This is a genomic window from Amycolatopsis circi (assembly GCF_003385235.1).
In the GTDB taxonomy this organism is placed as follows: Bacteria; Actinomycetota; Actinomycetes; order Mycobacteriales; family Pseudonocardiaceae; genus Amycolatopsis; species Amycolatopsis circi.
Window position 1 is genome coordinate 61,615 of record NZ_PQIA01000024.1, and the last position, 21,739, is coordinate 83,353.

At 71.1% G+C, this 21,739-nt stretch carries 16 protein-coding genes; all 16 read left to right on the forward strand.

All coding sequences use genetic code 11. The features are described from left to right. Positions 1-2 precede the first annotated feature (2 nt). Positions 3-1,319, forward strand: coding sequence for an MmgE/PrpD family protein (locus D0D37_RS13680; RefSeq protein ID WP_116200897.1), 1,317 nt, complete (start codon positions 3-5; stop codon positions 1,317-1,319). An 80-nt stretch (positions 1,320-1,399) separates the two neighbouring features. Then, positions 1,400-3,502 carry a hydantoinase/oxoprolinase family protein gene (locus tag D0D37_RS13685; protein ID WP_162834222.1) on the forward strand — a complete coding sequence of 701 codons (2,103 nt, stop codon included), beginning with the start codon at positions 1,400-1,402 and terminating at the stop codon, positions 3,500-3,502. After that, the gene (locus tag D0D37_RS13690) at positions 3,499-5,520 is read left to right on the forward strand and encodes a hydantoinase B/oxoprolinase family protein (RefSeq protein ID WP_162834223.1); all 2,022 of its coding nucleotides are present in this window, start codon (positions 3,499-3,501) and stop codon (positions 5,518-5,520) included. Before D0D37_RS13685 ends, D0D37_RS13690 begins: the two co-directional genes overlap by 4 nt. After that, positions 5,517-7,115, forward strand: a complete 1,599-nt coding sequence (locus D0D37_RS13695) for a class I adenylate-forming enzyme family protein (RefSeq protein ID WP_116200899.1) — start codon at positions 5,517-5,519, stop codon at positions 7,113-7,115. The genes D0D37_RS13690 and D0D37_RS13695 overlap by 4 nt, the downstream gene beginning before the upstream one ends. Further along, entirely contained in the window at positions 7,112-8,068 is a 957-nt protein-coding gene (locus D0D37_RS13700) for a cyclase family protein (RefSeq protein ID WP_116200900.1), read from the forward strand. Before D0D37_RS13695 ends, D0D37_RS13700 begins: the two co-directional genes overlap by 4 nt. 21 nt (positions 8,069-8,089) lie before the next feature. Then, on the forward strand, positions 8,090-9,262 hold the full coding sequence (locus tag D0D37_RS46575; RefSeq protein WP_162834224.1) for a thiolase family protein: 1,173 nt from the start codon (positions 8,090-8,092) through the stop codon (positions 9,260-9,262). Positions 9,263-9,267: 5 nt separating this feature from the next. After that, the gene (locus D0D37_RS46580; RefSeq protein WP_162834225.1) at positions 9,268-9,669 is read left to right on the forward strand and encodes a Zn-ribbon domain-containing OB-fold protein; all 402 of its coding nucleotides are present in this window, start codon (positions 9,268-9,270) and stop codon (positions 9,667-9,669) included. Next, entirely contained in the window at positions 9,666-10,574 is a 909-nt protein-coding gene (locus D0D37_RS13710; protein WP_116200902.1) for a TIGR03620 family F420-dependent LLM class oxidoreductase, read from the forward strand. Before D0D37_RS46580 ends, D0D37_RS13710 begins: the two co-directional genes overlap by 4 nt. After that, entirely contained in the window at positions 10,571-14,023 is a 3,453-nt protein-coding gene (locus D0D37_RS13715) for an indolepyruvate ferredoxin oxidoreductase family protein (RefSeq protein ID WP_116200903.1), read from the forward strand. The genes D0D37_RS13710 and D0D37_RS13715 overlap by 4 nt, the downstream gene beginning before the upstream one ends. Further along, the gene (locus D0D37_RS13720) at positions 14,017-15,381 is read left to right on the forward strand and encodes an FAD-binding oxidoreductase (protein WP_116200904.1); all 1,365 of its coding nucleotides are present in this window, start codon (positions 14,017-14,019) and stop codon (positions 15,379-15,381) included. Before D0D37_RS13715 ends, D0D37_RS13720 begins: the two co-directional genes overlap by 7 nt. Beyond that, complete coding sequence (locus D0D37_RS13725) at positions 15,363-16,349, forward strand: alcohol dehydrogenase catalytic domain-containing protein (RefSeq protein WP_116200905.1); 987 nt, start codon at positions 15,363-15,365, stop codon at positions 16,347-16,349. Before D0D37_RS13720 ends, D0D37_RS13725 begins: the two co-directional genes overlap by 19 nt. Beyond that, positions 16,346-17,575 (forward strand): CoA transferase, encoded by a 1,230-nt coding sequence (locus D0D37_RS13730; RefSeq protein ID WP_116200906.1) that lies wholly within the window; start codon positions 16,346-16,348, stop codon positions 17,573-17,575. Before D0D37_RS13725 ends, D0D37_RS13730 begins: the two co-directional genes overlap by 4 nt. Positions 17,576-17,577: 2 nt before the next feature. Then, the gene (locus tag D0D37_RS13735) at positions 17,578-19,038 is read left to right on the forward strand and encodes an aldehyde dehydrogenase (RefSeq protein ID WP_208719934.1); all 1,461 of its coding nucleotides are present in this window, start codon (positions 17,578-17,580) and stop codon (positions 19,036-19,038) included. Between the two features lie 62 nt (positions 19,039-19,100). Then, positions 19,101-20,705 (forward strand): DUF6923 family protein, encoded by a 1,605-nt coding sequence (locus tag D0D37_RS13740; RefSeq protein ID WP_116200908.1) that lies wholly within the window; start codon positions 19,101-19,103, stop codon positions 20,703-20,705. Then, a complete protein-coding gene (locus tag D0D37_RS13745; RefSeq protein ID WP_116200909.1) occupies positions 20,702-21,574 on the forward strand; it encodes a TIGR03621 family F420-dependent LLM class oxidoreductase in 873 nt (290 codons plus the stop codon). The genes D0D37_RS13740 and D0D37_RS13745 overlap by 4 nt, the downstream gene beginning before the upstream one ends. Before the next feature lie 5 nt (positions 21,575-21,579). After that, on the forward strand, positions 21,580-21,739 hold a 160-nt coding region (locus D0D37_RS13750; RefSeq protein ID WP_162834226.1), incomplete at its 3' end, for an acyl-CoA dehydrogenase family protein.

Here is a 21,739-nt window from a genome sequence, read left to right on the forward strand (position 1 = left end):
CCGTGTTGCTCACCGATCTCGCTGAGCAACTCGACACCGCGGCCCCGAGGATCTCCGGCGAGCTGATCGACCAAGCCGGCACCTGTCTTCTCGACGCGCTGGCCTGCGCCTACGGCGGACGCGACCTGCCGTGGGCCAGGCAGGCCAGCGCGATCGCGGGCAGCGGCGACGATGCCACGATCTGGGCGACCGGCGGTCGAAGGACAGGGCTCGCGGACGCGGTGTTCGCGAATTCCGTTGCCTGCCATGCGTTGCTGCACGAGGACACGCATGCCGAAAGCCGGGTGCATCCCGGGACGGTGGTGCTTCCGGCGGCGCTGGCGATCGGGGAACGGCTGCGCTCGCCGTTGCCCGCGCTGCTGCGGGCGATCGTCCTCGGCTACGAGGCCATCGCGCAGGTTTCGGCCGCGGTGCTGACCGAGGAGTTCGGCGTACGCGGATGGCGGGCCAGCAGTGTCTTCGGTCCCTTTGGCGCCGCGGCTGCGGCGGCGCATTTGCTGGGGCTCAGTCCAGCGGCCGCCGCGCACGCGTTCGGGATTGCTGCCAGCTCCGCTGCGGGCCTGTGCCAGTGGGCGCACGACGGGACCGCCGAGGTGTTCTTCCAGAATGCCGGAGCGTCGCGGGCAGGCGTCGTCGCCGCGCTGCTCGCCCAGGAAGGCGCGACCGGCGCGGCGTCGGCGGTGGACGGGATTTTCGGCCTGCGCCAGGCGTTCGGCGGTGCACGGGACGAAGCCGGGCCGCCGGACGTCCGGCTGGACCGGATGGCGATCTCGCAGACGTTTTTCAAGGCGTACCCGTCGTGTGCGTTGACCCAGGAACCGATCGACGCGGCCATCGTCCTTTCCGGACAAGGAATCGACCCCGAGCAGGTCGTCGAAGCCACGGTGTACACGTCCGGCGTGGCGGCACGCTATCCGGGCTGTGACAACGCGACTGCCTTGGCGGCGCCGATTTCCCGGCAGATGAGCCTGCAGTTCGCGGTGGCGGCCGCGTTGACCGACGGCGCGATCCGTCCGGACCGCTATGCCGGAGCGCTCGATCCGCGGCTGGCGAAGCTGGCGGCGCGGATCTCGGTAGCCGTGGATCCTGTTGCGGACGCGGCTTTTCCGGCGAGCCGGGACGCGCGAGTGGCAGTCCGGCTCGCCGACGGACGCGTCGTGTCCGCGGAAAGCCGGGCGCAGGTTCCGGTGTCCGTGACCGGGAAGTTCCGCTCCTGCGCGGAACCGGTGCTGGGCGCGGGGGTCGACACGGTCCTGCGGGCCGTCCGGGAACCCTTCTCCGGCACCGATTCCGCGGAGTTCGTCGCGCATCTGCGCTGAATCGACAAGTTGTTGCTTGACTCGACACTATGTCGTGTCTAATCTGGCTCGCAGGCCGGGAGCCGTTCCACGGAAGGACAATGACGTTGCGTTCCGAAGTCACGTTTCAGATCGGGTGCGACATCGGCGGTACGTTCACCGACGTCGTCGCGCTCGCCTCGGACGGACAGTCCTATGCGGACAAGTCCGACACCGTCCCGGACGACCTCGCCGCGGGATTGCTTGCCGCGCTGGAGAATCTCGCCGCCCGCGTCGGGCTGCCGCTGACTGAGCTGCTCGCCGCGACTACGCGGTTCGTGAACGGCACGACCGTGGTGACGAACGCGGTCGCCGAATTGCGCGGCGCGAAGGTCGGGCTGATCACCACGCAGGGCTTCGGCGACAACCTGCTGATCGCGCGTTCGGCCCGCAACGCGCACCGCGATCACCACAAGCAGCTCAGCCTTCCGCAGATCGTCGCCCGCGAGAACGTGCTCGAGGTGCCCGAGCGGATCGACCGCAAGGGCCGGGTCGTCGTTCCGCTCACCGAGCGTCGGGCGCGCGAGGCCGTGGAAGCGCTGGCGGCCAAGGGCGTCGAGTCGATCGCCGTGTCCCTGTTGTGGGGCTTCGCGAACCCGGAACATGAGGAACTGCTCGCCTCGATCGTCGAAGCCGAGCATCCGGAGCTGTTCTTGAGCGTCGCGTCACGGCTGCACCCGGTCATCCGGGAGTACGAGCGGACGATGACCACGGTGCTCAACGCGTTCACCGGGATCCGGGTCGCCGAGTACACCGAGCGGATCGAGCGCGAGCTGGCGGCGCGCGGGCTGCGCGAACCGGTCGCGTTCATGCAGGGCTTCGGCGGCACGTCGAGCGCGGCGGAAGCCCGGCAGCGGCCGATCACGCTCATCGACTCCGGACCGGCCGGCGGCGTGATAGGGGCGCGGGCGCTGGCCGACCGGCTCGGTCTCAAGGACATCGTCACCGCGGACATGGGCGGCACGTCGTTCGACGTTTCCGTGCTGCGCGACGCGACCCCGAACGTGACCCGGCGGGTGATGCTGGGGGAGCGGTTCCTGACCGCGCTGTCCAAGATCGACGTGCTGCCCATCGGCACCGGCGGCGGCAGCATCGCGTGGCTGGATTCGCGCGGAGTCCCGCAGGTCGGACCGCACAGCGCGGGTGCCGAGCCGGGTCCGATCTGCTACGGCAAAGGCGGCACCCGTCCGACGGTGACCGACGCGTCGGCGGTGCTCGGGCTGCTGGATTCCGGGTCCTTTTTGGACGGTCGTCGGGCACTCGACACGGACAGCGCCAGCGAAGCCCTCGCCCGCGAGATCGGGAAACCGCTGGGCGTGGACGCGGTTCAGGCCGCGGCGGCGGTGCACCGGATGGTGGTCGCGGACATGGGCAACGCGGTCCGCGCCGTGACGGTGGAGCGCGGACACGACCCGCGCCGGTTCGCGATGGTGGCTTTCGGCGGCGCGCTCGGTCTGTTCGCCGCGGACATCGCTCGTTCGGTCGGCATCCGGCAGATCGTGATTCCGGCCGAAGCCGCGGTGTTCTCCGCGCGCGGGCTGCTCTCCAGCGACGACGTGCGCACCCGCGCGCGCTCGGTGATGTGGCAGGGCGGCGGGGCCGAGGCGGTGCACGCCGCGCTGAAAGAGCTTGACGCGGAACTGGTCGAGGCGTTGCACACCGCGGGTTATTCGGACGACCGGATCGATGTCCGCTGGGAGGGTGACTTCAAGTTCCTTGGCCAGCAATGGGAACTGCGGGTGCCGATCCCGCGGCGCGACGATTTCGGCGAAGCGGACCTGGTCGCGATCCAGGACGGGTTCGCCGCGCGCTACGAACAGGAGTACGGCGAGGGCACGGCTTGGGTGGGCAGTCCGGTGGTGCTGATGTCGGTGCGGGTCACCGCGACCGGTCGCGTCGATTTCTTCGAGCCGGCGAAGCAAGAACTGGTCGACGACAGGGTCGAGCCGGTCGGCCGGAGGCGGATCCAGCGTGCCGGGGAGTCCGAAGCGGACGTTTACGACGCGCGGCGGATCACCGCCGGGGCCAGGATTTCCGGCCCGGCGCTGATCGAGCACTCGCTGACCACCGTCGCGCTGCCCGAGGGCTGGGAACTGACCGTGGACGGCTGGGGCAACTACCTGCTGACCGACAAAGACCGGACCACCGGGGAGGAAACCGCATGACCCCCGCCAGCGCGACCGGGCTCGACCCGGTCGACGTCGAAATTCTGGCCAAGGAACTGGACAACGTCGCCGCGGAAATGGGCGTGGTGATGATGCGCGCCTCCGGCAGCCCCGCGATCGCGGAGGCGGTGGACTTCTCCACCTTCATCGCCGACGCCGAGGGCGACATCATCAGCTACGCCGGCTACATCACGATGTACCTTGGCGCGGCCCGCCAAGCGGTCCGGCACATCCTCGCCACCTATCCGAGGCAGGAGATCCGGCCCGGGGACATGTTCCTCTGCAACGACCCGTTCACCACCGGCAACGCGCACGCCGTCGACGTCGGCGTGGTGCGGCCGATCTTCTTCGGCGAGCAACTGGTGGCGTGGTGCTGGGCCGAGGCGCACGTCAACGACTTCGGCGGCGCCGCGCCCGGCGGGATGGACCCGACGGCCACCGAGGTCTACGGCGAAGCGCTGCGGCTGCCCGGGGTCAAGATCGTCGACCAGGGGCGTCCGGTCGAGGACGTGTGGCGGATCATCGAGACGAACATCCGGGTGCCGGAGCTGGTGCTCAACGACATCCGGTGCTTCATCGCCGCCTGCCACCGCTGCGACGAGCGGCTGCGGGCGCTCGTCGAGCAGTACGGCGCGGACACTTTCCGCCGGTATGTCGAGGCCGCCAAGGACCTGGCCGAGCAGGCCGTCCGGCGCAGGATCGCGGATCTGCCGAAGGGCACGTTCACCGCCGAGGAATTCGCCGAGCACAACGGGCACGCCGACGAGCTGTACCCGATCCGCTGCACGCTCACCGTCAGCGAGGACGCGCTGCGGTTCGACCTGACCGAGTCCGCGCCGCAGACCGACGGCTTCATCAACGTCAGCGCGGCGACCACCCTGGGCGCGGTTGTGTCCCCGCTGCTGATCACCCTGCTGCCGGATCTGCCGATCAACCAGGGCACGCTGCGCCCGATCGAGGTGGTGACCCGGCCGGGCACGATCTGCGACGCGCGCCAGCCCGCGCCGATGGGGGCCGGGCACATCGAGACCGGGTTCCGGATCGGGAAGGTGGTCACCAGGCTGCTCGCCGATCTCCAGGCGGGCAGCGAGAACGCCTTCGTCCGCGAGCACGTGACGGCGCCGTGGCAGGACTCGTGGAGCGCCAGTTTCTTCTACGCTCCCGACGAATCCGGCCGGCTGGTGCCGTTCCCGGACATGAACGGCGGCGGCAGCGGAGCGGGCGCGCAGGCGATCGCGGACGGCATGGACGTCAGCGGCGTGCTCGCCCAGCCGCAGAACAGCATTCCGGACATCGAGATCAACGAACTCGCCTATCCGGTGCTGTACCTGTGGCGCAAGCTGAACCCGAACTCCGGCGGACCGGGCCGGACCCGGGGCGGCGCGGGCATCGACCTCGCGTTCACGCCGTGGTACACGCCGGGCGGACAGGAGCACGTCATGGCGGCCTGCTGGCAGGTTCCGCCGTGCGGGGTCTTCGGCGGCTACCCCGGATCCACGAGCGGTTCGGCGCTGGTCTCCGGCGCCCAGGCAGACGAGGCGTTCGCCCGGGGCGAGGTCCCGCGCGCCGTCGAGGATCTCCCTGCCGCGCCGAAACCGTTGCAGGGAAAGCAGTTCGGGCTTTCGGTCGGTGCTGGCGACGTGGTGGTGCTGCGGGTCGGCGGCGGTGGCGGCTACGGCGATCCGCTGGAACGCGATCCGGACCTGGTCGCGGCGGATGTGCGCTCGGGCGTGGTGACGGCCGACGCGGCGCGGGTTTCCTACGGCGTCGTGCTCGACGCGGCGGGCGGCCCGGACCTTGCCGAGACCAGTCGCGAGCGGGACCGAATCCGTGCCAGCAGGCGGGAATGGCACCGGGAAGACGGCTTGGCGGTGCGCCGAAGCCCGGCGCACGAACGGCTGGCCGAACGCGGCCAGTGGTGCCAGCCGAGGCCGGGGGTCGAACTCGCGGAGTACGCCGACCCGGACACCGGAACGCTGCTGCGCGCGGACGTGGTCGTGCACCCGGACGCCCGATGACGAGCCACAACGAAAGGCGGAACGACGTGGTTGCCCCGGACACTTTCCCGGACGCGCTGGCGGCGCTGGCGAAGCTGTTTCCCGACGAGGAGGCGGTGGTCGCGCCCGAGGGGCGGCTGACCTTCGCCGAGTTCGCCCAGCGTTGCGACGACCTGGCAGGCGCGTTCCGCGCGGTGGGGCTGCGGCCGGGGGAGCGGGTGGGGATCCTGCTGCCGAACGGGCTGCGCTGGCTGGTCGCGATGCTCGGCGTCCAGCGGGCCGGGCTGGTCGCGGTGCCGGTCAACACCTGGTACCGGTCGGCGGAGCTGGCGCATCTGGTCGGCACCGCCGACCTGCGGCTGGTGGTCACCGAACAGCAGGTGTTCGGCAAGGACATGCTCGCTGAGCTCACCGCGGCCGGGCACGGCGAGGCCTTCGAGCCCGGAGCCCGCACGGACGGTTATCTGGGCGCGGTGTTCTGGTCGTCCGCCGAGCCGTTCCCGTCCGGGCTCGAGCCCGCCCCGGCTCCGGAGCGCAGCGCGGGACCGGACGACCTCGCGATGATCCTCTACACCAGCGGCAGCACGGCGTTGCCGAAAGCGGTGCCGCTGGAACACGGCAAGCTGCTGCGCAACGGGTACGAGATGGGCGAGCGAATGCACGTCGGGCCGGGCGACCGGCTGTGGTTCGCGATGCCGTTGTTCTTCGGCTACGGGGCCTGCAACGCGCTTCCGGTCGCGTTGAGCCACGGCCTCACGTTGTGCGTCGAGGTAAAGGTCGACGGCGACGCGTCGCTGGCCTTCATCGAGCGCGAACGGTGCACTGTCTCCTATGGACTCGCGACGGCGGTCCGGGCGCTGCTGGCCGCGCCGAGCTTCGGCAGCCGGGACATTTCCTCCCTGCGCACCGGACCGGTCGGGTTCAACGCCGAGGACAAACGCCTGGCCATCGAAGGGCTCGGCATCACCGAGGCGTGCAGCGCCTACGGGCTGACCGAGTCCTACGGCTTCGTGACCATGACCGACGCGAGCGACCTGCCGGAAGTCAAGCTGCACACCCAGGGCAGGCGGCTGCCGACCCAGGAGATCCGCATCGTGGACAAGTCCGGTGCGGAGTGCCCGCCCGGCGCCACCGGCGAGATCGAGATCCGGGGCTGCGTGATCGACGGCTACCTCAGCGGGTCCGACGTCGGCGGCGGCACGCATTCCCCCGACGGCTGGTTCCGCACCGGCGACCTCGGGTCGCTCGACGCGGACGGGCGGCTGTCGTTCGGCGGCCGGTGGAAGGAAATGCTCAAGATCAAGGGCATCAACGTCGCGCCGGTGGAGATCGAGGGCATCCTCGGCGAGCACGCCGAGGTCGATCAGGCGTACGTCTTCGGACTGTCCACTCCGGACGGTGACCAGGAGATGGCCTGCGTCGTCGTCGCGGACGAGCGCAGCGGCGCCGACGGGACCGAACTGGCGAGCAGGCTGCGGGAGTACGTCCGGTCCCGGGCCGCGAGCTACAAGGTCCCTTCCCGGGTCGTGGTGCTGGATTCCGCCGCGGTGCCGCAGACGCACACCGGCAAGGTCAGCAAGCTCAAGCTGCGCGAGATGCTGGAGGCGGCGGGATGACCGGGCGGCGCACCCCGGCGTTCGCGGACCTGCCGACGCTGCCGGACCGGGACGAGCACCACGCGTGGGACGTATGGGGGCGCGCGGACGAAATCGGCACGCTCAACCTGATCGGCCCGCAGCAGCGGATCGCCGCGGCGAAGACGGTGCGCAGCGGGCGGATGATCTCGTTGACCCTGCCGTTGAACGAGCCCGATCCCGGGCTGTTCGAGGAACGCGAGCTGTTCCGGCACGTCGTGGATGACACCGCGGCCGGGCACGACGACCGGCTGGACGGGTTCTACCTGCAGGGTTCCTCGCAGTGGGACGGGCTGCGGCACATCAACGCCGGGCGGCACGGGTATTGGGGCGGCCGGAGCGAAGCCGACCTGACGAGCAGCGAGGTGCTGGGGGTCGACCGGTGGGCGGAGCACGGCTTCGGCGGACGCGGGGTGCTGGTCGACGTCGCCGGGCACCTGGCGGCGCAAGGCGCGCCGCTCGCCCCGGACGAGCCGGTGGAGATCACCGCCGCGCTGCTCGACGAGGTCGCCGCCGCGCAGGGAACCGTCTTCGAATCCGGGGACATCCTCGTGGTCCGCACCGGATGGACGGAGTGGTACCGGCAGCTGCCGGCGCGGGAGCGGGCCGCGCTGCGCGGGACGATCGGCTCGGGTTTCGCCTGCCCCGGGCTGGAGTCGGCGAAGGGCATGGCCGGGTACCTCTGGGACCGGGAGTTCGCCGCGGTCGCGATGGACAACGTCGGCGTCGAGGTCTTCCCGGTGAACCGCGCCAAGGGTTTCCTGCACCGCAGGCTGATCGCGTTGCAGGGCATGCCGCTGGGCGAGCTGTGGCTGCTGGACCGGCTCGCGCGGGCGTGCGCGGAGCGGGGGAGCCACGAGTTCCTCCTCGTCTCCGGCGTGCTGCCGCTGCCGCGCGGCGTCGGCAGCCCCGCCAACGCGCACGCGATTCTCTGACGCTTCGAGAAAGGAAAGACCATGCCGCTAGGACCGGTACGCCAGGTGGCGATAGTCGGGATCGGCATCACCGAGCTGTCCCGGAAATCCGCGCGCAGCGGTCTCGACCTGGCCGCCGAGGCGCTCCAGCTCGGACTGGACGACGCCGGGCTTGGCGCGGGGGACGTGGACGGGCTGTTCACGAACGTCGGCTATCCGCTGTCGATCGATTACGACCGGATGGCGGAGGCGTTCGGACTGCGGATCCGCGCTGCCGTGCAGACCTGGAGCCACGGCCGGTTCGTCGGTCCCGCGCTGCAAGCCGCCGCCCAGGCCGTGGCGCTCGGCACTACGGAAGTGGCCGCTTGCCTGGCCGGAGTGTCTTTCTCCGGACTGGGCGTGGTCGGCGGCGCGGGCGACGCGGAAGGCCTGCGGCAAGGCGGCGGCTCGCACGGGGAACTGCCGCATTACGGCATGACCGCGCCCGGTGCGGGCGCGGCTATGGCGTTCCGCCGGTATTGCGAGCGGTACGGCGTCGACCCCGCGCTGATCTCCGCGGTGCCGATGGCGATGCGTCGTCATGCCCGGCTGAACCCGAACGCGCAGATGACCAAGCCGTTGGAACAAGCGGATTATGACGCGCAGCCGTACATCGTGGAACCCTTGCGCCGTCCGGACTTCGCGCTGCTCAGCGACGGAGGTGCCTGCCTGCTGGTGACCACTGTGGAGCGAGCGCGCGATCTGCGGCAGCCCGCGGTGATCGTTTCCGGAATGCAGGGCCTGCGCGCAGGCCGGGACGAGTTCATCTTCGCGCCGCCCGGGCTGGGCGTGTTCACCCAAGGCGACGAGCGCCGGGTCGAGGACCATCCGGTCTACGCGATGGCGGGGCTGTCCGGGCCGGGCGACGTGGACTCGCTGCAGCTCTACGACGCCTTCTCGCCCAACGTTGTCTTTGTGCTGGAGCGGTTTGGCTTCACCGGCGAAGGCCAAGCCCTCAAATGGCTGCAGGACGGCCGCATCGAACTCGGTGGCGAGCTTCCGGTCAACACCGCGGGCGGCTTGCTGTCCGAGGCGCATCTCTGCGGCTGGGGGCACATGGCCGAGGCGGTCCGTCAGATCCGCGGCCAGGCCGGGGACCGCCAGGTGGCCGGATGCGAGGTCGTCCAGTGGGCGACGCCGTTCGGCGATTCGACTGTCTTCACGAAGGACCGGTGACCACGATGACCACTGCGCGACCTCTTCCGCTGCGCTACCCCGAAGACGTCGAACACCTCGACGGCGCGGCTCGCGGCGAACTCCGCATCCCGGTGTGCGGCTCGTGCGGCGAAGCGTTTTGGCCGCCTTCGCCGGTGTGCCCGCGCGATTTCCGCCGTGCCGTCGAGTGGACGACCGACGCCGGGACCGGCCGGGTGCACAGCTGGGTCCGGTTCCACAAGCGGTACTTCGAGGGCGACGACGTGCCGTACGTCGTGGTGCAGGTCCGGCTCGACAGCGGCCCGAACCTGACGACGACGTGGACCGGCTCCGGCGATCCGGTGCTCGGCGAACCGGTCGCCGTGTCGTTCCGCGAGGTAGGCGACGGGGTGTGGCTGCCGGAATTCGGGCCGGGGGAGCGGGCGTGAACCTGTCTCGTGAACTGGCGGCCCGGATCGGACCGGTCGGCGTGTGGCTGTCCGTCCTGGCGGAGGTTCCCGCCGCCGAGGCCGCGAAGGCGGCCCAAGTGGTCGAGGAGCTCGGCTACGGAGCGCTGTGGATCGGGGAATCCCCGGCGCACAAGGAAATCTTCACCAACGCAGCCCTGCTGCTGTCGGCGACCACGCGGCTGACCGTGGCCACCGGAGTCGCCACCATCTGGGCCCGGGACGCGGTCGCCACCGAAGGCGCGGCCCAGACTCTCGGCGAGGCTTTCCCCGGACGGTTCGTGCTCGGCCTCGGCGCCAGCCACGCGGAGGCTGGCCGCGGGAGCGGCCATGACCGGCCGCTGACGGCGTTGCGCGAGTACCTCGATGTGCTGGACGGCGACCGTTACCAGGGGCCGCGGCCGGACCGTGCGGTGCCTCGGGTGCTGGCGGCGTTGCGACCCCGGATGCAGGAACTGGCCCGCGATCGGGCCGCCGGGATGCACTCGTTCTTCGTGCCGCCCGCGCACACCGCGGCCGCCCGGGAACGTCTCGGTCCGGAGCCGTTGCTCGTTCCGGAACAGGCTGTGGTCGTCGATGCGGACGTCGCGCGGGCGCGCGAGGTGGCGCGGAAGCACATCGCGACCCGGCTGGCGCTGCGGAATTACGTGAACCACTTGCGTGCTTTGGGTTTCGGGGACGACGACTTCGCGTGTGGCGGGAGCGACCGGCTCGTGGAGGAGTTGGTCGTGTGCGGTGCTGCGCACCAGGTGGCGGCTCGGGTTCGCGAGCATCTCGCCGCGGGGGCTGATCACGTGGCGATCCATCCGTTGACCCGCGCGCCGGGTGTCGAGCCGGTGCTGGACCAGCTTCGGGCACTGGCGGCAGAGGGAGGAATCCGGTCGTGACTGATCGTTATCGCGCGGCCGAAGGGCAGTTCCAGCTGACCGGCGTCCAGGCGCTGGCCCGGCTGCCCTTCGAGGTCCGCCGCGCCGACCAGCGGGCGGGGTTGCGGACGGCCGCGTTCGTGTCCGGCTACGAGGGCTCGCCGCTCGGCGGGTATGACCTCGAACTGGGCAAACAGGCCGATCTGCTGGCCGAGCACGACATCGTGTTCAAGCCGGGCGTCAACGAGGAACTGGCCGCCACCGCGGTGCAGGGCGCGCAGCTGGCGGCCAAATCGGAGAACCGGCGCGTCGACGGCGTGACCGGCTACTGGTACGGCAAGTCCCCGGGCCTCGACCGCGCTTCGGATGCCTTGCGGCACAACAACCTCATGGGCGCCCACCGCCTCGGCGGCGCGCTGGCGCTGGTCGGCGACGACCCGGGCGCGAAATCCTCGACGGTGCCCGGCAGTTCCGAACTGCTGCTGGCCGATCTCGGCATGCCGACGCTGTACCCGGCCGATCCGCAGGAGGTCCTCGATCTCGGGCAGCACGCGGTCGCGATGTCGCGCGCCTGCGGGCTCTGGGTCGGGTTCAAGATCGCCGCCAACGTCGCCGACGGGACCGGAACCGTGCGCGTCGATCCCGGCCGGTTCCGTTCTGTTCAGCCGGATCCGGTGGTCGACGGGCGGCCGTTCGTCCACGAGATGACCGCCCGGATGCTGCAACCGGACCTCGGCAGGCTGGAGCGCAGCCGCGACGGCGCGCGGCTCGAACTCGCCCGTCGCTACGCCGCGGCCAACGGGCTGAACACGATCGTCGGCGGTCGCGACGCCCGGATCGGGATCGTCGCCGCGGGCAAGACCTATCACGATCTCCGCCAGGCGCTGGAGATCCTGGGCTTGGACGAGTCCGAATTGGAGCGGCGCGGAGTCCGGTTGCTGCGGCTCGCGATGGTGCACCCGCTCGAGCCCGAAATCGTCACCCGGTTCGCGGCGGGACTGCGCGAAATCGTGGTCGTGGAAGAGAAGCGCTCCTTCATCGAGACCGCGGTCAAGGACCTGCTCTACGGCCGCGCGGACGCTCCCGCAGTCACAGGCAAACGCGGACCCGACGGCACGGCGCTGGTCCCGGCTGACGGGGAACTGGATCCGGACCGCATCGCCGCGGCGCTCGCGCTCCGGTTGCGTGCGCACGGCGGCTTCCCGTCCGTGGAATCCTGGCGGACTCCGCGACGGACGATCGCGCTTCCGCTCGCCGCGCGCACGCCGTACTTCTGCTCGGGCTGCCCGCACAACTCGTCCACGAAGACGCCGGAGGGTTCGCTGGTCGGCGCCGGGATCGGGTGTCACAGCCTGGTTTTGATGACCGGCCGCGAGGACTACGGCGACATCACCGGACTGACCCAGATGGGCGGCGAGGGCACGCAATGGGTCGGCATGGCCCCGTTCGTGCGCGACGACCACCTGGTGCAGAACCTCGGCGACGGCACCTTCCACCACTCCGGCAGCCTGGCGGTGCGCGCGGCGGTCGCGTCCGGGGTCAACATCACCTACAAGCTGCTGTACAACTCGGCCGTCGCGATGACCGGCGGGCAGCAGCCGACCGGGGTCATGACCGTTCCCCAGGTCATCGCGGCGATGCGGGCCGAGGGCGTGCGCCGGATCATCGTCACCACCGAGGAACCGGCACGGTACCGGCGGGTGCGGCTGGGCCGAGGCGTCCGGGTCTGGCACCGGGGCCGGCTGGCCGAAGCGCAGGAGACGCTCGCCCGCGTCCCGGGCGTGACGATGCTGATCCACGACCAGGAATGCGCGACCGAACTGCGCCGCAAGCGCAAGCGCGGGCTCGCCCCGGAACCGCCGCAGCACGCGGTGATCAACGAACGCGTCTGCGAGGGCTGCGGCGACTGCGGGGAGAAGTCGAACTGCCTTTCGGTGCAGCCGGTCGACACCGAGTTCGGCCGCAAGACGCGGATCGACCAGTCGTCCTGCAACAAGGATTTCTCGTGCCTGGAAGGGGATTGTCCGTCGTTCCTCACCGTGCTTCCCGGCAAGAGCGCGGGGAAACGGCCGCTCGCCGAACCGTTGGCGGCACCGCTTCCGGAGCCGAAGCGAACGGTCTCGGCTGAGCGCTTCACGGTGCGGGTGACCGGGGTCGGCGGCTCAGGCGTGGTCACGCTGTCGCAGATCCTCGCGACCGCGGCGAACATCGCCGGACTGCCGGTGCGGTCGCTCGACCAGACCGGGCTCGCGCAGAAGGGCGGCGCGGTGGTCTCCGACGTCAAGATCGGCACCGCGCACGCGAACAAGGCGAGCGACGGCGAATGCGACCTCTACCTCGGCGCCGACGTGCTCGTCGCTGCGGACCCGCGCTACCTCGCCGTCGCCGATCCACGCCGGACCACTGCGGTGGTCTCGACGTCGAAGGTCCCGACTGGGGCGATGGTCGCCGATACCAGCGTCACGTTCCCGGAGGAAACGGCGTTGCTCGCCCGGCTCCGCGAAGCGACCGGAACCGTGACCGAGCTGGACGCCCGGGAAATGGCCGAGGTGTTGTTCGGCCAGGACCAGTACGCCAACCTCCTGCTGACGGGGGTGGCCTACCAGCGCGGTGTGCTGCCGATTCCGGCCGAGGCGATCGAAGAAGCCATCTCCCGCAACGGGGTTCGGGTCGAGACCAACGTGCAGGCGTTCCGCCGCGGTCGGCAGTGGGTCGCGGACCAGGGGGCGCTGACGGCTGTACTCGCCAGTTTGCGCGGAGAACCCGAACCGGAACCCGCGTTGACCCCGGAAGCCCGCGAACTCCTGTCCACCGTCGGGGAGAGTGCTGAACTGGCGCGGTTGCTGCGGGTCCGGGTGCCGGATCTGATCGCGTACCAGAACGTCGCCTACGCGCGCCGCTACGTGGAGCAGGTCGAACGGGTGCGCCGTGCCGAGTCCAGCGCGATCCCGGGTTCGACGGCGCTGACCGAGGCGGTAGCGCGGAATCTGTACAAGCTCATGGCCTACAAGGACGAGTACGAGGTCGCGCGCCTTTCGCTGGATCCGGCGCAGGAACGCCAGGTCCGCGCGCGGTTCGGCGCTGACGCCCGCATCGCGTACCGGTTGCATCCTCCGGTGCTGAAGGCGCTCGGCATGCGCCGCAAGATCGAACTGGGACCGTGGTTCAAGCCGGTTTTCCGGGTGCTGGTGGCGGGACGGCGATTGCGGGGCACCCCGCTGGACCCGTTCGGCCGCGCCGCGGTCCGGCGGCTGGAGCGTGACCTGATCGCCGAATACGAACGGGTCGTCGGGGAGCTGGCCGAGCGGCTGGACCCGGAAAACCATTCCCTGGCAGTGGAAACGGCTCTCTTGCCCGATCTGGTGCGCGGTTACGAGGACGTCAAGCTCGGCACGGTCGCGACATACCGGAGCACGCTCGCGCGGCGGATGGACGAGTTCCGTGCGGCGAAAGCCGGTGCGCCGTGCTGAACGAACTCCGCCGGTCGTTGCCCGCTGGCCGGGTCCTCACTGATCCGGACGTACTCGCCGCCTACGCCCACGACGAGGCGGTCTGGGCCCCGCACGAGCTGCCGTTGGCTGTCGTGCGGGCACACACCGCCGAGGAGATCCAGCAGACCGTGCAGGTGTGCCTGCGCCACCGCGTGCCGATCGTGCCGCGCGGGGCTGGCACGGGCCTGTCCGGCGGCGCGAACGCGGTCGGCGGCGGGATCGTGTTGTCCACCGAGCGGATGACCGCCATCCGCGAGATCAACTCCGCCGAGCGGCTCGCGGTGGTCGAACCCGGCGTCGTGAACGAAACGTTGCGGTCGGCGTGCGCGGAACACGGCCTCTGGTACCCGCCGGACCCGGCGAGTGCGCCGTGGTCGACCATCGGCGGCAACGTCGCGACCAACGCCGGCGGGCTGTGCTGCGTCAAATACGGCGTCACCCGCGATTACGTGCTCGGGATGGAAGTCGTCACCGGGGCCGGGGAACTGGTCCGGCTCGGCCGCCGGACCGCGAAAGGCGTTGCCGGATACGACCTCACCGGGCTGATGGTCGGCTCGGAAGGCACGCTCGGCATCGTCACGGAGGTCACCGTGCGGCTGCGCGGCGCACGGGCCGCTGAACGCACGGTCGCCGGGTATTTCCCCAGCCTGTCGGCGGCGGGAGACGCGGTCGCGGCTGTCAGCGAGTCGGGCGTCGTGCCGTCGGCGCTGGAGCTGATCGACCGGCACACCCTCGCCGCGGTGGACGCCTGGAAGAACATGGGCCTGTCCGCCGAAGCCGAGGCGGTGCTGCTCGGCCGCACCGACGCGCCCGGCGAGGACGAGGCGAAGGTGCTGACCGACTGCTTCACCGCGGCCGGAGCCACGTGGGCGGCCGCATCGTCCGATGTGGACGAAGCCGAGGCGCTGTTCGCCGCACGGCGGCTGGCATACCCGGCGCTCGAACGGCTGGGTCCGGTGCTCACCGAGGACGTCTGCGTACCCCGCGGTGCGGTGCCGGAAATGCTGCGGCGGATCGAAGCCATCGGCACCCGGCACGCCGTGCGGATCGCGAATGTCGCGCACGCCGGGGACGGCAATCTGCACCCGGTGCTCGTCGTCCCGGCCGAGGACAGGGCACGGGCGGAGGCCGCGTTCGAGGAGATCCTCGACGAGGCGATCGCGCTGGGCGGCACGGTCACCGGGGAACACGGCGTCGGCCTGCTCAAACGCGGCGGGCTCGCCCGGGAACTCAGCCCGGCGGTGCTGGCGATGCACGCGGCGGTCAAGAACGCGCTCGATCCGCACGGAATCCTCAACCCGGGCAAGGTGATCGCGTCGTGCGCGCCGTCGTCCTGAGCGCTCCGGGAGAACTGGCGGTCGCTGAGGTGGACTGTCCGGAACCCGGCAGCGGCGAGGTCCTGGTGAAAGTCGCGGCCTGCGGGGTGTGCGGGCACGACCAGGCCGACCGGGCCGGTTTGCTGACCCTTCCGCTGCCCGCGGTGCTCGGCCACGAGATCGCCGGAACCGTCGTCGCCGGCGGAACCCGGTTCGCGGCAGGGGACCGGGTCGCTGCGAAGCAGTTCGGCACCTGCGGCCGCTGCGAACCGTGCGTGACCGGCGACGAACTGCGCTGTCCGCGGCGTGCGTTCCTCTACGGCGGGTTCGCCGAATACGCCGTCCTGCCGGAATCCGCCCTGCTCCCGGTGCCGCCGGGAGTGCCGCTGACCGAGGCCGCGGTGGTCGCCTGCGCAGTCGGCACCGGACTGCAAGCTCTCCGCCGGGTGGCGCGGGTCAAGCCCGGCGAGACGGTCCTGGTCACCGGAGCCGGCGGCGGGTTGGGGTTGCACGCCGTCCAGGTCGCCGCCGCGCTCGGGGCGCGAGTGCTCGCGCTCACCGGGAGCCCGGACAAGGCCGCGCAACTGGGGAATGCCGCTCAGGTGGTGCTCACCGGAGACACCGCAGGGCAGGACATCCTCGACGCGACCGATGGCCTGGGCGTCGACGTCGTGCTCGACAACACGGGGCGCCAATCCGTGTTCCGCCAAGCTTTCCGCGCCCTCGCCCATGCGGGCCGGTACGTGCTGACCGGGCAGGTCAGCGGGGAGCCGATCCGGGTCCACCCGGCTTTCGTGTTCGAGAAGGAAGCCGTCATCACCGGCTCGGGGTCCACGCTGATGCGCACCTTCGCCGACGCGCTGGCCTTGGTCGCGGAGGGCCGGGTGCGACCCGTGGTGACTCCTTACCCGCTCGAAGCCGCGACGCGCGCTTTCGCCGACCGGGTGACCGGGCGGGCTGTGCTGGTTCCTTTTGGAGGAGAGTCGTGACTAGACCGTTGGCCGGTACCCATGTCGTGGAGTGCGCGAGCTTCGTCGCCGGGCCGACCGGCGGCCTGACTCTCGCGCAACTGGGCGCCGACGTCGTCCGCATCGACCCGATCGGCGGCGGCAGCGATTACCTCCGCTGGCCGGTCGCGCCGACGGGGGAGAGCTACTACTGGGCGTCCCTGAACAAGGGCAAGCGCTCAGTCGCGATCGACCTGCGGAATCCGGAAGGCCGCGAACTGGTCCTCGCCCTGGCCACCGCTCCCGGCCGCGATCGCGGAATCCTCATCGACAACGCAGTTGGCCGTCCATGGCTGGCTCACGAGCGGCTGGCGAACCGCCGTGCCGACGTGATTCACGTGCGTGTCCAGGGATATCCGGACGGGCGGCCCGCGGTCGACTACACGGTGAACGCCGAGGTCGGGGTGCCGGGGATCACCGGCAGCGGCGACTGGGCGGCCCCGGTGAACCACGTGCTGCCCGCGTGGGATCTCGTCACCGGGCTGAGTGTCGCGACCGGCGTGCTCGCCGCGCTGCACCGCCGCGACCGCGCCGGCGAAGGGTCCTATGTGGAACTGGCGCTGTCCGATGTGGCTCTCGCCGGGGTCGCGAACCTGGGCTGGCTGTCGGAAGCCGCTGACCGGCAAGGGGAACGGCCCCGGCACGGCAACCACGTTTACGGCAGTTTCGGCGTCGACTTCGCCTGCCGCGACGAGGCCCGCGTGATGGTGGTGGCGCTCACCGACGGCCAATGGCGCGCGTTGCAGTCGGCGACCGGGACCGCGGAAGTGTTCACCGCACTGGAAAAGGCACTGCACGCGGACCTGCGCGACGAAGCCGAACGGTATCGCCTGCGCGAGACCATCGCCGCAGTCCTGCGGCCGTGGTTCGCCGCTCGCGACCTCGGCGAGGTCGGCAAGGAACTCGACGCCGCCCGGGTCCTGTGGGGCCGTTACCGCGGGATGGCCGACCTCGTGACCGAACACCGCGAGCAAGCCCACGACGTGCTCGCCGACCTGCGGCTGCCCAGCGGCAGCCCGGCCGTCACGGCGCGGTCGCCGCTGCGCTTCTCCGGCGAACGCGGTCCCGCCGGAGTGTGCCCGGCGCTCGGCGCGGACACCGATTCCGTACTGGCCGAGGTGCTCGGCCTCACCGCCGCCGAACTCGGCGGCCTGCACGACCGGCGGGTCATCGCCGCGCCGGAAAACCCGTACAAGGAGGTACGTTGACCATCGATTCGAGCATCGCCCTCGACCGCACCCGGTTCTTCATCGACGGCGTCTGGACCGAGCCGAAGAGCGACGAAACCCATCTCGCCCTGGAAGCCGCCACCGAGGAACCGCTGGGCCGCGCCGCGCTGGGCTCCGCCGCCGACATCGACGCTGCCGTCCGCGCCGCCCGTCGTGCGCTCGACGAGGGGCCTTGGGGCCGGATGACCGCTGCCGAACGCGCGGCGACGATGCGCCGGTTCGCGGCGGCTTTGGCGGCCCGCGCCACCGACACCGCGACGCTGGTGAGCCGGGAGAACGGCATGCCGATCGGGCTGTCGAACGCCTTCAACGGGGACGCGCCGGCCGGGCTGCTGACCATGTACGCGGACCAGATCGAGGCGACGCAACTGGAGGAAATCCGGCCGAGCGCGTCCGGATCGACGGTCGTGCGCCGCGCGCCAGTAGGCGTGGTCGCGGCGATCACGCCGTGGAACTACCCGCAGGTGCTCGCGATGATGAAGATCGCGCCGGCGCTCGCCGCGGGCTGCACCGTGGTGCTCAAGCCGTCGCCGGAAACCGCGCTCGACGGGTACGTTTTCGCCGACGCCGCCGCGGAAGCCGGGCTGCCGCCGGGCGTGCTCAACATCGTGGTCGCCGGTCGCGAAGCCGGTGCCGCGCTGGTGTCCCACCCGCTGGTGGACAAGGTCGCGTTCACCGGATCCACCGCCGCGGGCCGGACCATCGGCGCGGAATGCGGGCGGCTGATCCGCCGATGCACGCTGGAACTGGGCGGGAAATCGGCGGCCATCGTGCTCGACGACGCGGACCTCGACACCTTCGTCGCCGGTCTCGACAACGCCTGCTTCCAGAACAACGGCCAGACCTGCACCGTCCAGTCCCGCATTCTCGCCCCGCGCTCGCGCTACGCCGAGGTGGTCGACGCGGTCGCGCAGTACGCGCGCGAAATGGTGCTGGGCGATCCGCTCGACCCGGCCGTCACGTGCGGTCCCATGGCCAGCAAGGCACAGCTCGACCGAGTTCTCGGCTACCTCGAACTGGGCCGCGCCTCCGACGCCCGGTTGGTGGCGGGCGGCGGCCGTCCCGCCGCGCTGTCCCGCGGCTGGTTCGTCGAGCCGACGGTGTTCGCCGACGTGGACAACCGCGAGCGGATCGCGCAGGAGGAGATCTTCGGCCCGGTCGTCACCATCACCCCCTACGAGGACGAGGACGACGCGGTCCGCCTCGCCAACGACAGCGAATACGGGCTCGGCGGCTCGGTCTGGACCGCCGACGAGGACCGCGGCCTCGCCCTCGCCCGCCGCGTGCGGACCGGGACCATCGGCCTCAACTACTACCTGCAGGACCTCGGCGCGCCGTTCGGCGGGATGAAGGGCAGCGGCGTCGGCCGCGAACTCGGGCCCGAGGCGCTCGACAGCTACCTGGAATTCCAGTCCGTCTACGCCAGCGCCGCCCAGCTCTGACCCAGCGCCGCCCCGGGGCCGCACCGTGCGGCCCCGGGGACCGACCGCGGAGGAGAAGACCCGTGCCCCCTGTTCGACGCCTGCGCTCTGTCGCGCTCGCCCTCGCGCTTGCCCTGCCCCTGACCGCTGTCCCGGACGCTGCCGCCGCCACCCGCTACCGGGTCCAGCGGCTGGTCAGCGGCACCACGCTGCACTCGCCGAACGGCATCGCCCTCGCCCCGAACGGCGACCTGCTCACCGCCAGCCTCGCCAGCGAAACCATTTCCGCGGTGGACCCGCGCACCGGACGGAACCACACCCTCGTCGGCCCGCGCGACGGCCGTTCCGACGACCTCGCGGTGGCCCCCTCCGGCGAAATCCTGTGGACCGACCCGGTCGGCGGCGTGGTGAAAGGCCGCGCGCCGGACGGCCGGATCCGCACCGTCGCCCGCGACCTGCCCGGCGTCAACTCCATCGCGTTCGACCGGTCCGGCCAGCACCTGTACGTCGGGCAGCTGACCTTCGCCGACGCGCTGTGGGAGATCGACCTCGCCGGCCAGGCCGCGCCCCGCCTCGTCGTGCGCGATCCGGGCGGGCTCAACGCGTTCGCCTTCGGACCGGACGGCATGATCTACGCGCCGCGATCGAAATACGGGGAAGTAGCCCGGGTCGATCCGCGAACCGGAGCGATTTCGGTGCTGGCCCAAGGATTCCGGCAGCCGGTGTCCGTGCGTTTCGATCCGCGGAACCGCCTCTACGCGCTCGACGGCGCGACCGGTCAGCTGGCCCGGATCGACCCGGACGGCGCCAAGCACACCGTGGCGATGCTGCCCGCCGCGGACGACAACATGATCATCGACCCCAACGGGCACGCCTATGTCAGCAACATGGCCGACAGTTCCGTCTCCCGGGTGGACCTGAACACCGGCGCTGTCACGGTCATTACGTCCAGCCGACTGGCTTTCCCCGCAGATCTCGCCTCCGACGGGCGCACGCTCTACATCGCGGACGCGACCGCGCTGCGCACCGTGAACCCGCGCACCGGTGCGGTCGACGAAATCCAGCGTCGGCTGTCGTCCTCGCTGGAGTTTCCGTCCGGCATCAGCGTCACCGCAGGGCATTTCGTGCTCACCTCGGAGCTGATCGGGTCCGTCCAGGTGGTGGACCGCCGCAACGGGAAGGTTGTCCGAGAGGTGCACGGCCTCGACAATCCCGCGGACGCCGTCGAACTGTCCGACGGCAGCCTGGTGATTTCCGAACCCGCGAAGGGCAGGCTGCTGCGCGTCGTCGGCGAGGACGTCCGTCCGCTGGCGGAAAACCTCGGCGCACCAACAGGTCTTGCGGTCGCGAAGCGCGGGACAGTTCTGGTCGCCGATGCTCGCGGCCGTCTCGTCGAGGTCGAACCCGCCGCCGGAAAGGTCGTCGAACGAGCTGCCGGGCTCGGCGGACTGCGGGCCGTCGCGGTCCGGCCGGACGGAACGGCCGTCGTCCTCGACGCCACCGGTCACCGCGTGCTTTCGGTGAACCGGCAAGGAAAAACCGAGGTGCTGGCGACCGGGCTCGACGTCGGCTGCCTCGACGTCCCGTACGCCCGCTCCGGCGGTCTCGCGCTCGGCTCCAACGGGACTGTCTACGTCGCCGCGGACCGCGACAACGCCGTCGACGCGATCCGGAAGACCCGCGGATGACCGCACGGGAGTTCCGGTTCGGCGTCAACCTGCTCACGCCGTCCTCGCGCACGAAATGGCGGGCGCGGTGCCGCGAAGCCGAAGACCTCGGCTACGACGTCATCGCCGTCGCCGACCACCTGGGCATGCCCGCGCCGTTGCCCGCGCTTGTCTCGGCGGCCGAAGCCACCACCCGGCCCCAGCTCGCGGTGTTCGTGCTCAACTCCGGGTTCTACCGTCCCGCGCTGCTGGCCCGCGATCTCGCCGGCACCGGTGCGCTGGTGGACGGACGCCTGGAGGTCGCGCTCGGAACCGGCTACGTCAAAGCGGAATTCGACCGCGCCGGGATTCCCTGGCGCAGCGCGTCCGAACGGGTCGACCACCTCGAGCGCACCGTGCTGGAGGTGGGGCGGCTCCTCGCGGACCCGGAGCACCGTCCGAGCCCGGTCCGGCGGCCGCCGCTGTGCGTCGCGGGCAACGGCGACCGGGTCCTGCGGATCGCCGCCGAACACGCCGACATCGTCGCGTTCAGCGGGGCCGCACCCGGGCAACACCCCGGGACGCTCCGGTTCCTCGGCGGGGACGCGCTCGCCGCCCGCGTGGACCACGTGCGGCAAGCGGCCCCGCACCGCTTCGACGACCTCGAACTCAACCTGCTGGTCCACGCCGTTGCCCTCGACGGCGACCGCCAGTCCGCAGCCGACCGGCTGCCCCGGTTCGAGGCACAACAGATCGACTTGGCGCAGGTGCCCACTGTCCTTTCCGGACCTCCGGCGGAGATCGCGGAAACCCTTCACCAGCACCGGAAGACGTTCGGCGTCAGCTACGTCACGGTGCCCGAACCGGCGATGCGCGATTTCGCTCGCGTCATCGCCGCGATGAGGAGCTGATCCTGATGGCTCGTTTGGCGCGGACCGCGGGTTTGTCGGATGTGCAGCAGGAGATTCTGTCCACGGTGCGGTCGTTCGTGGACAAGGAGATCATCCCGCACGCGCAGGCGCTGGAGCACGCCGACGAGTACCCGGCGGAGATCGTCGAGGGCATGAAGGAGATGG

Bases quoted from the DNA above. Each gene is read 5' to 3' on its own strand.
- D0D37_RS13685 (WP_162834222.1), top strand. From the start codon at position 1,400: ATGACGTTGCGTTCCGAAGTCACGTTTCAGATCGGGTGCGACATCGGC.
- D0D37_RS13690 (WP_162834223.1), top strand. From the start codon at position 3,499: ATGACCCCCGCCAGCGCGACCGGGCTCGACCCGGTCGACGTCGAAATT.
- D0D37_RS13695 (WP_116200899.1), top strand. From the start codon at position 5,517: ATGACGAGCCACAACGAAAGGCGGAACGACGTGGTTGCCCCGGACACT.
- D0D37_RS13700 (WP_116200900.1), top strand. From the start codon at position 7,112: ATGACCGGGCGGCGCACCCCGGCGTTCGCGGACCTGCCGACGCTGCCG.
- D0D37_RS46575 (WP_162834224.1), top strand. From the start codon at position 8,090: ATGCCGCTAGGACCGGTACGCCAGGTGGCGATAGTCGGGATCGGCATC.
- D0D37_RS46580 (WP_162834225.1), top strand. From the start codon at position 9,268: ATGACCACTGCGCGACCTCTTCCGCTGCGCTACCCCGAAGACGTCGAA.
- D0D37_RS13745 (WP_116200909.1), top strand. From the start codon at position 20,702: ATGACCGCACGGGAGTTCCGGTTCGGCGTCAACCTGCTCACGCCGTCC.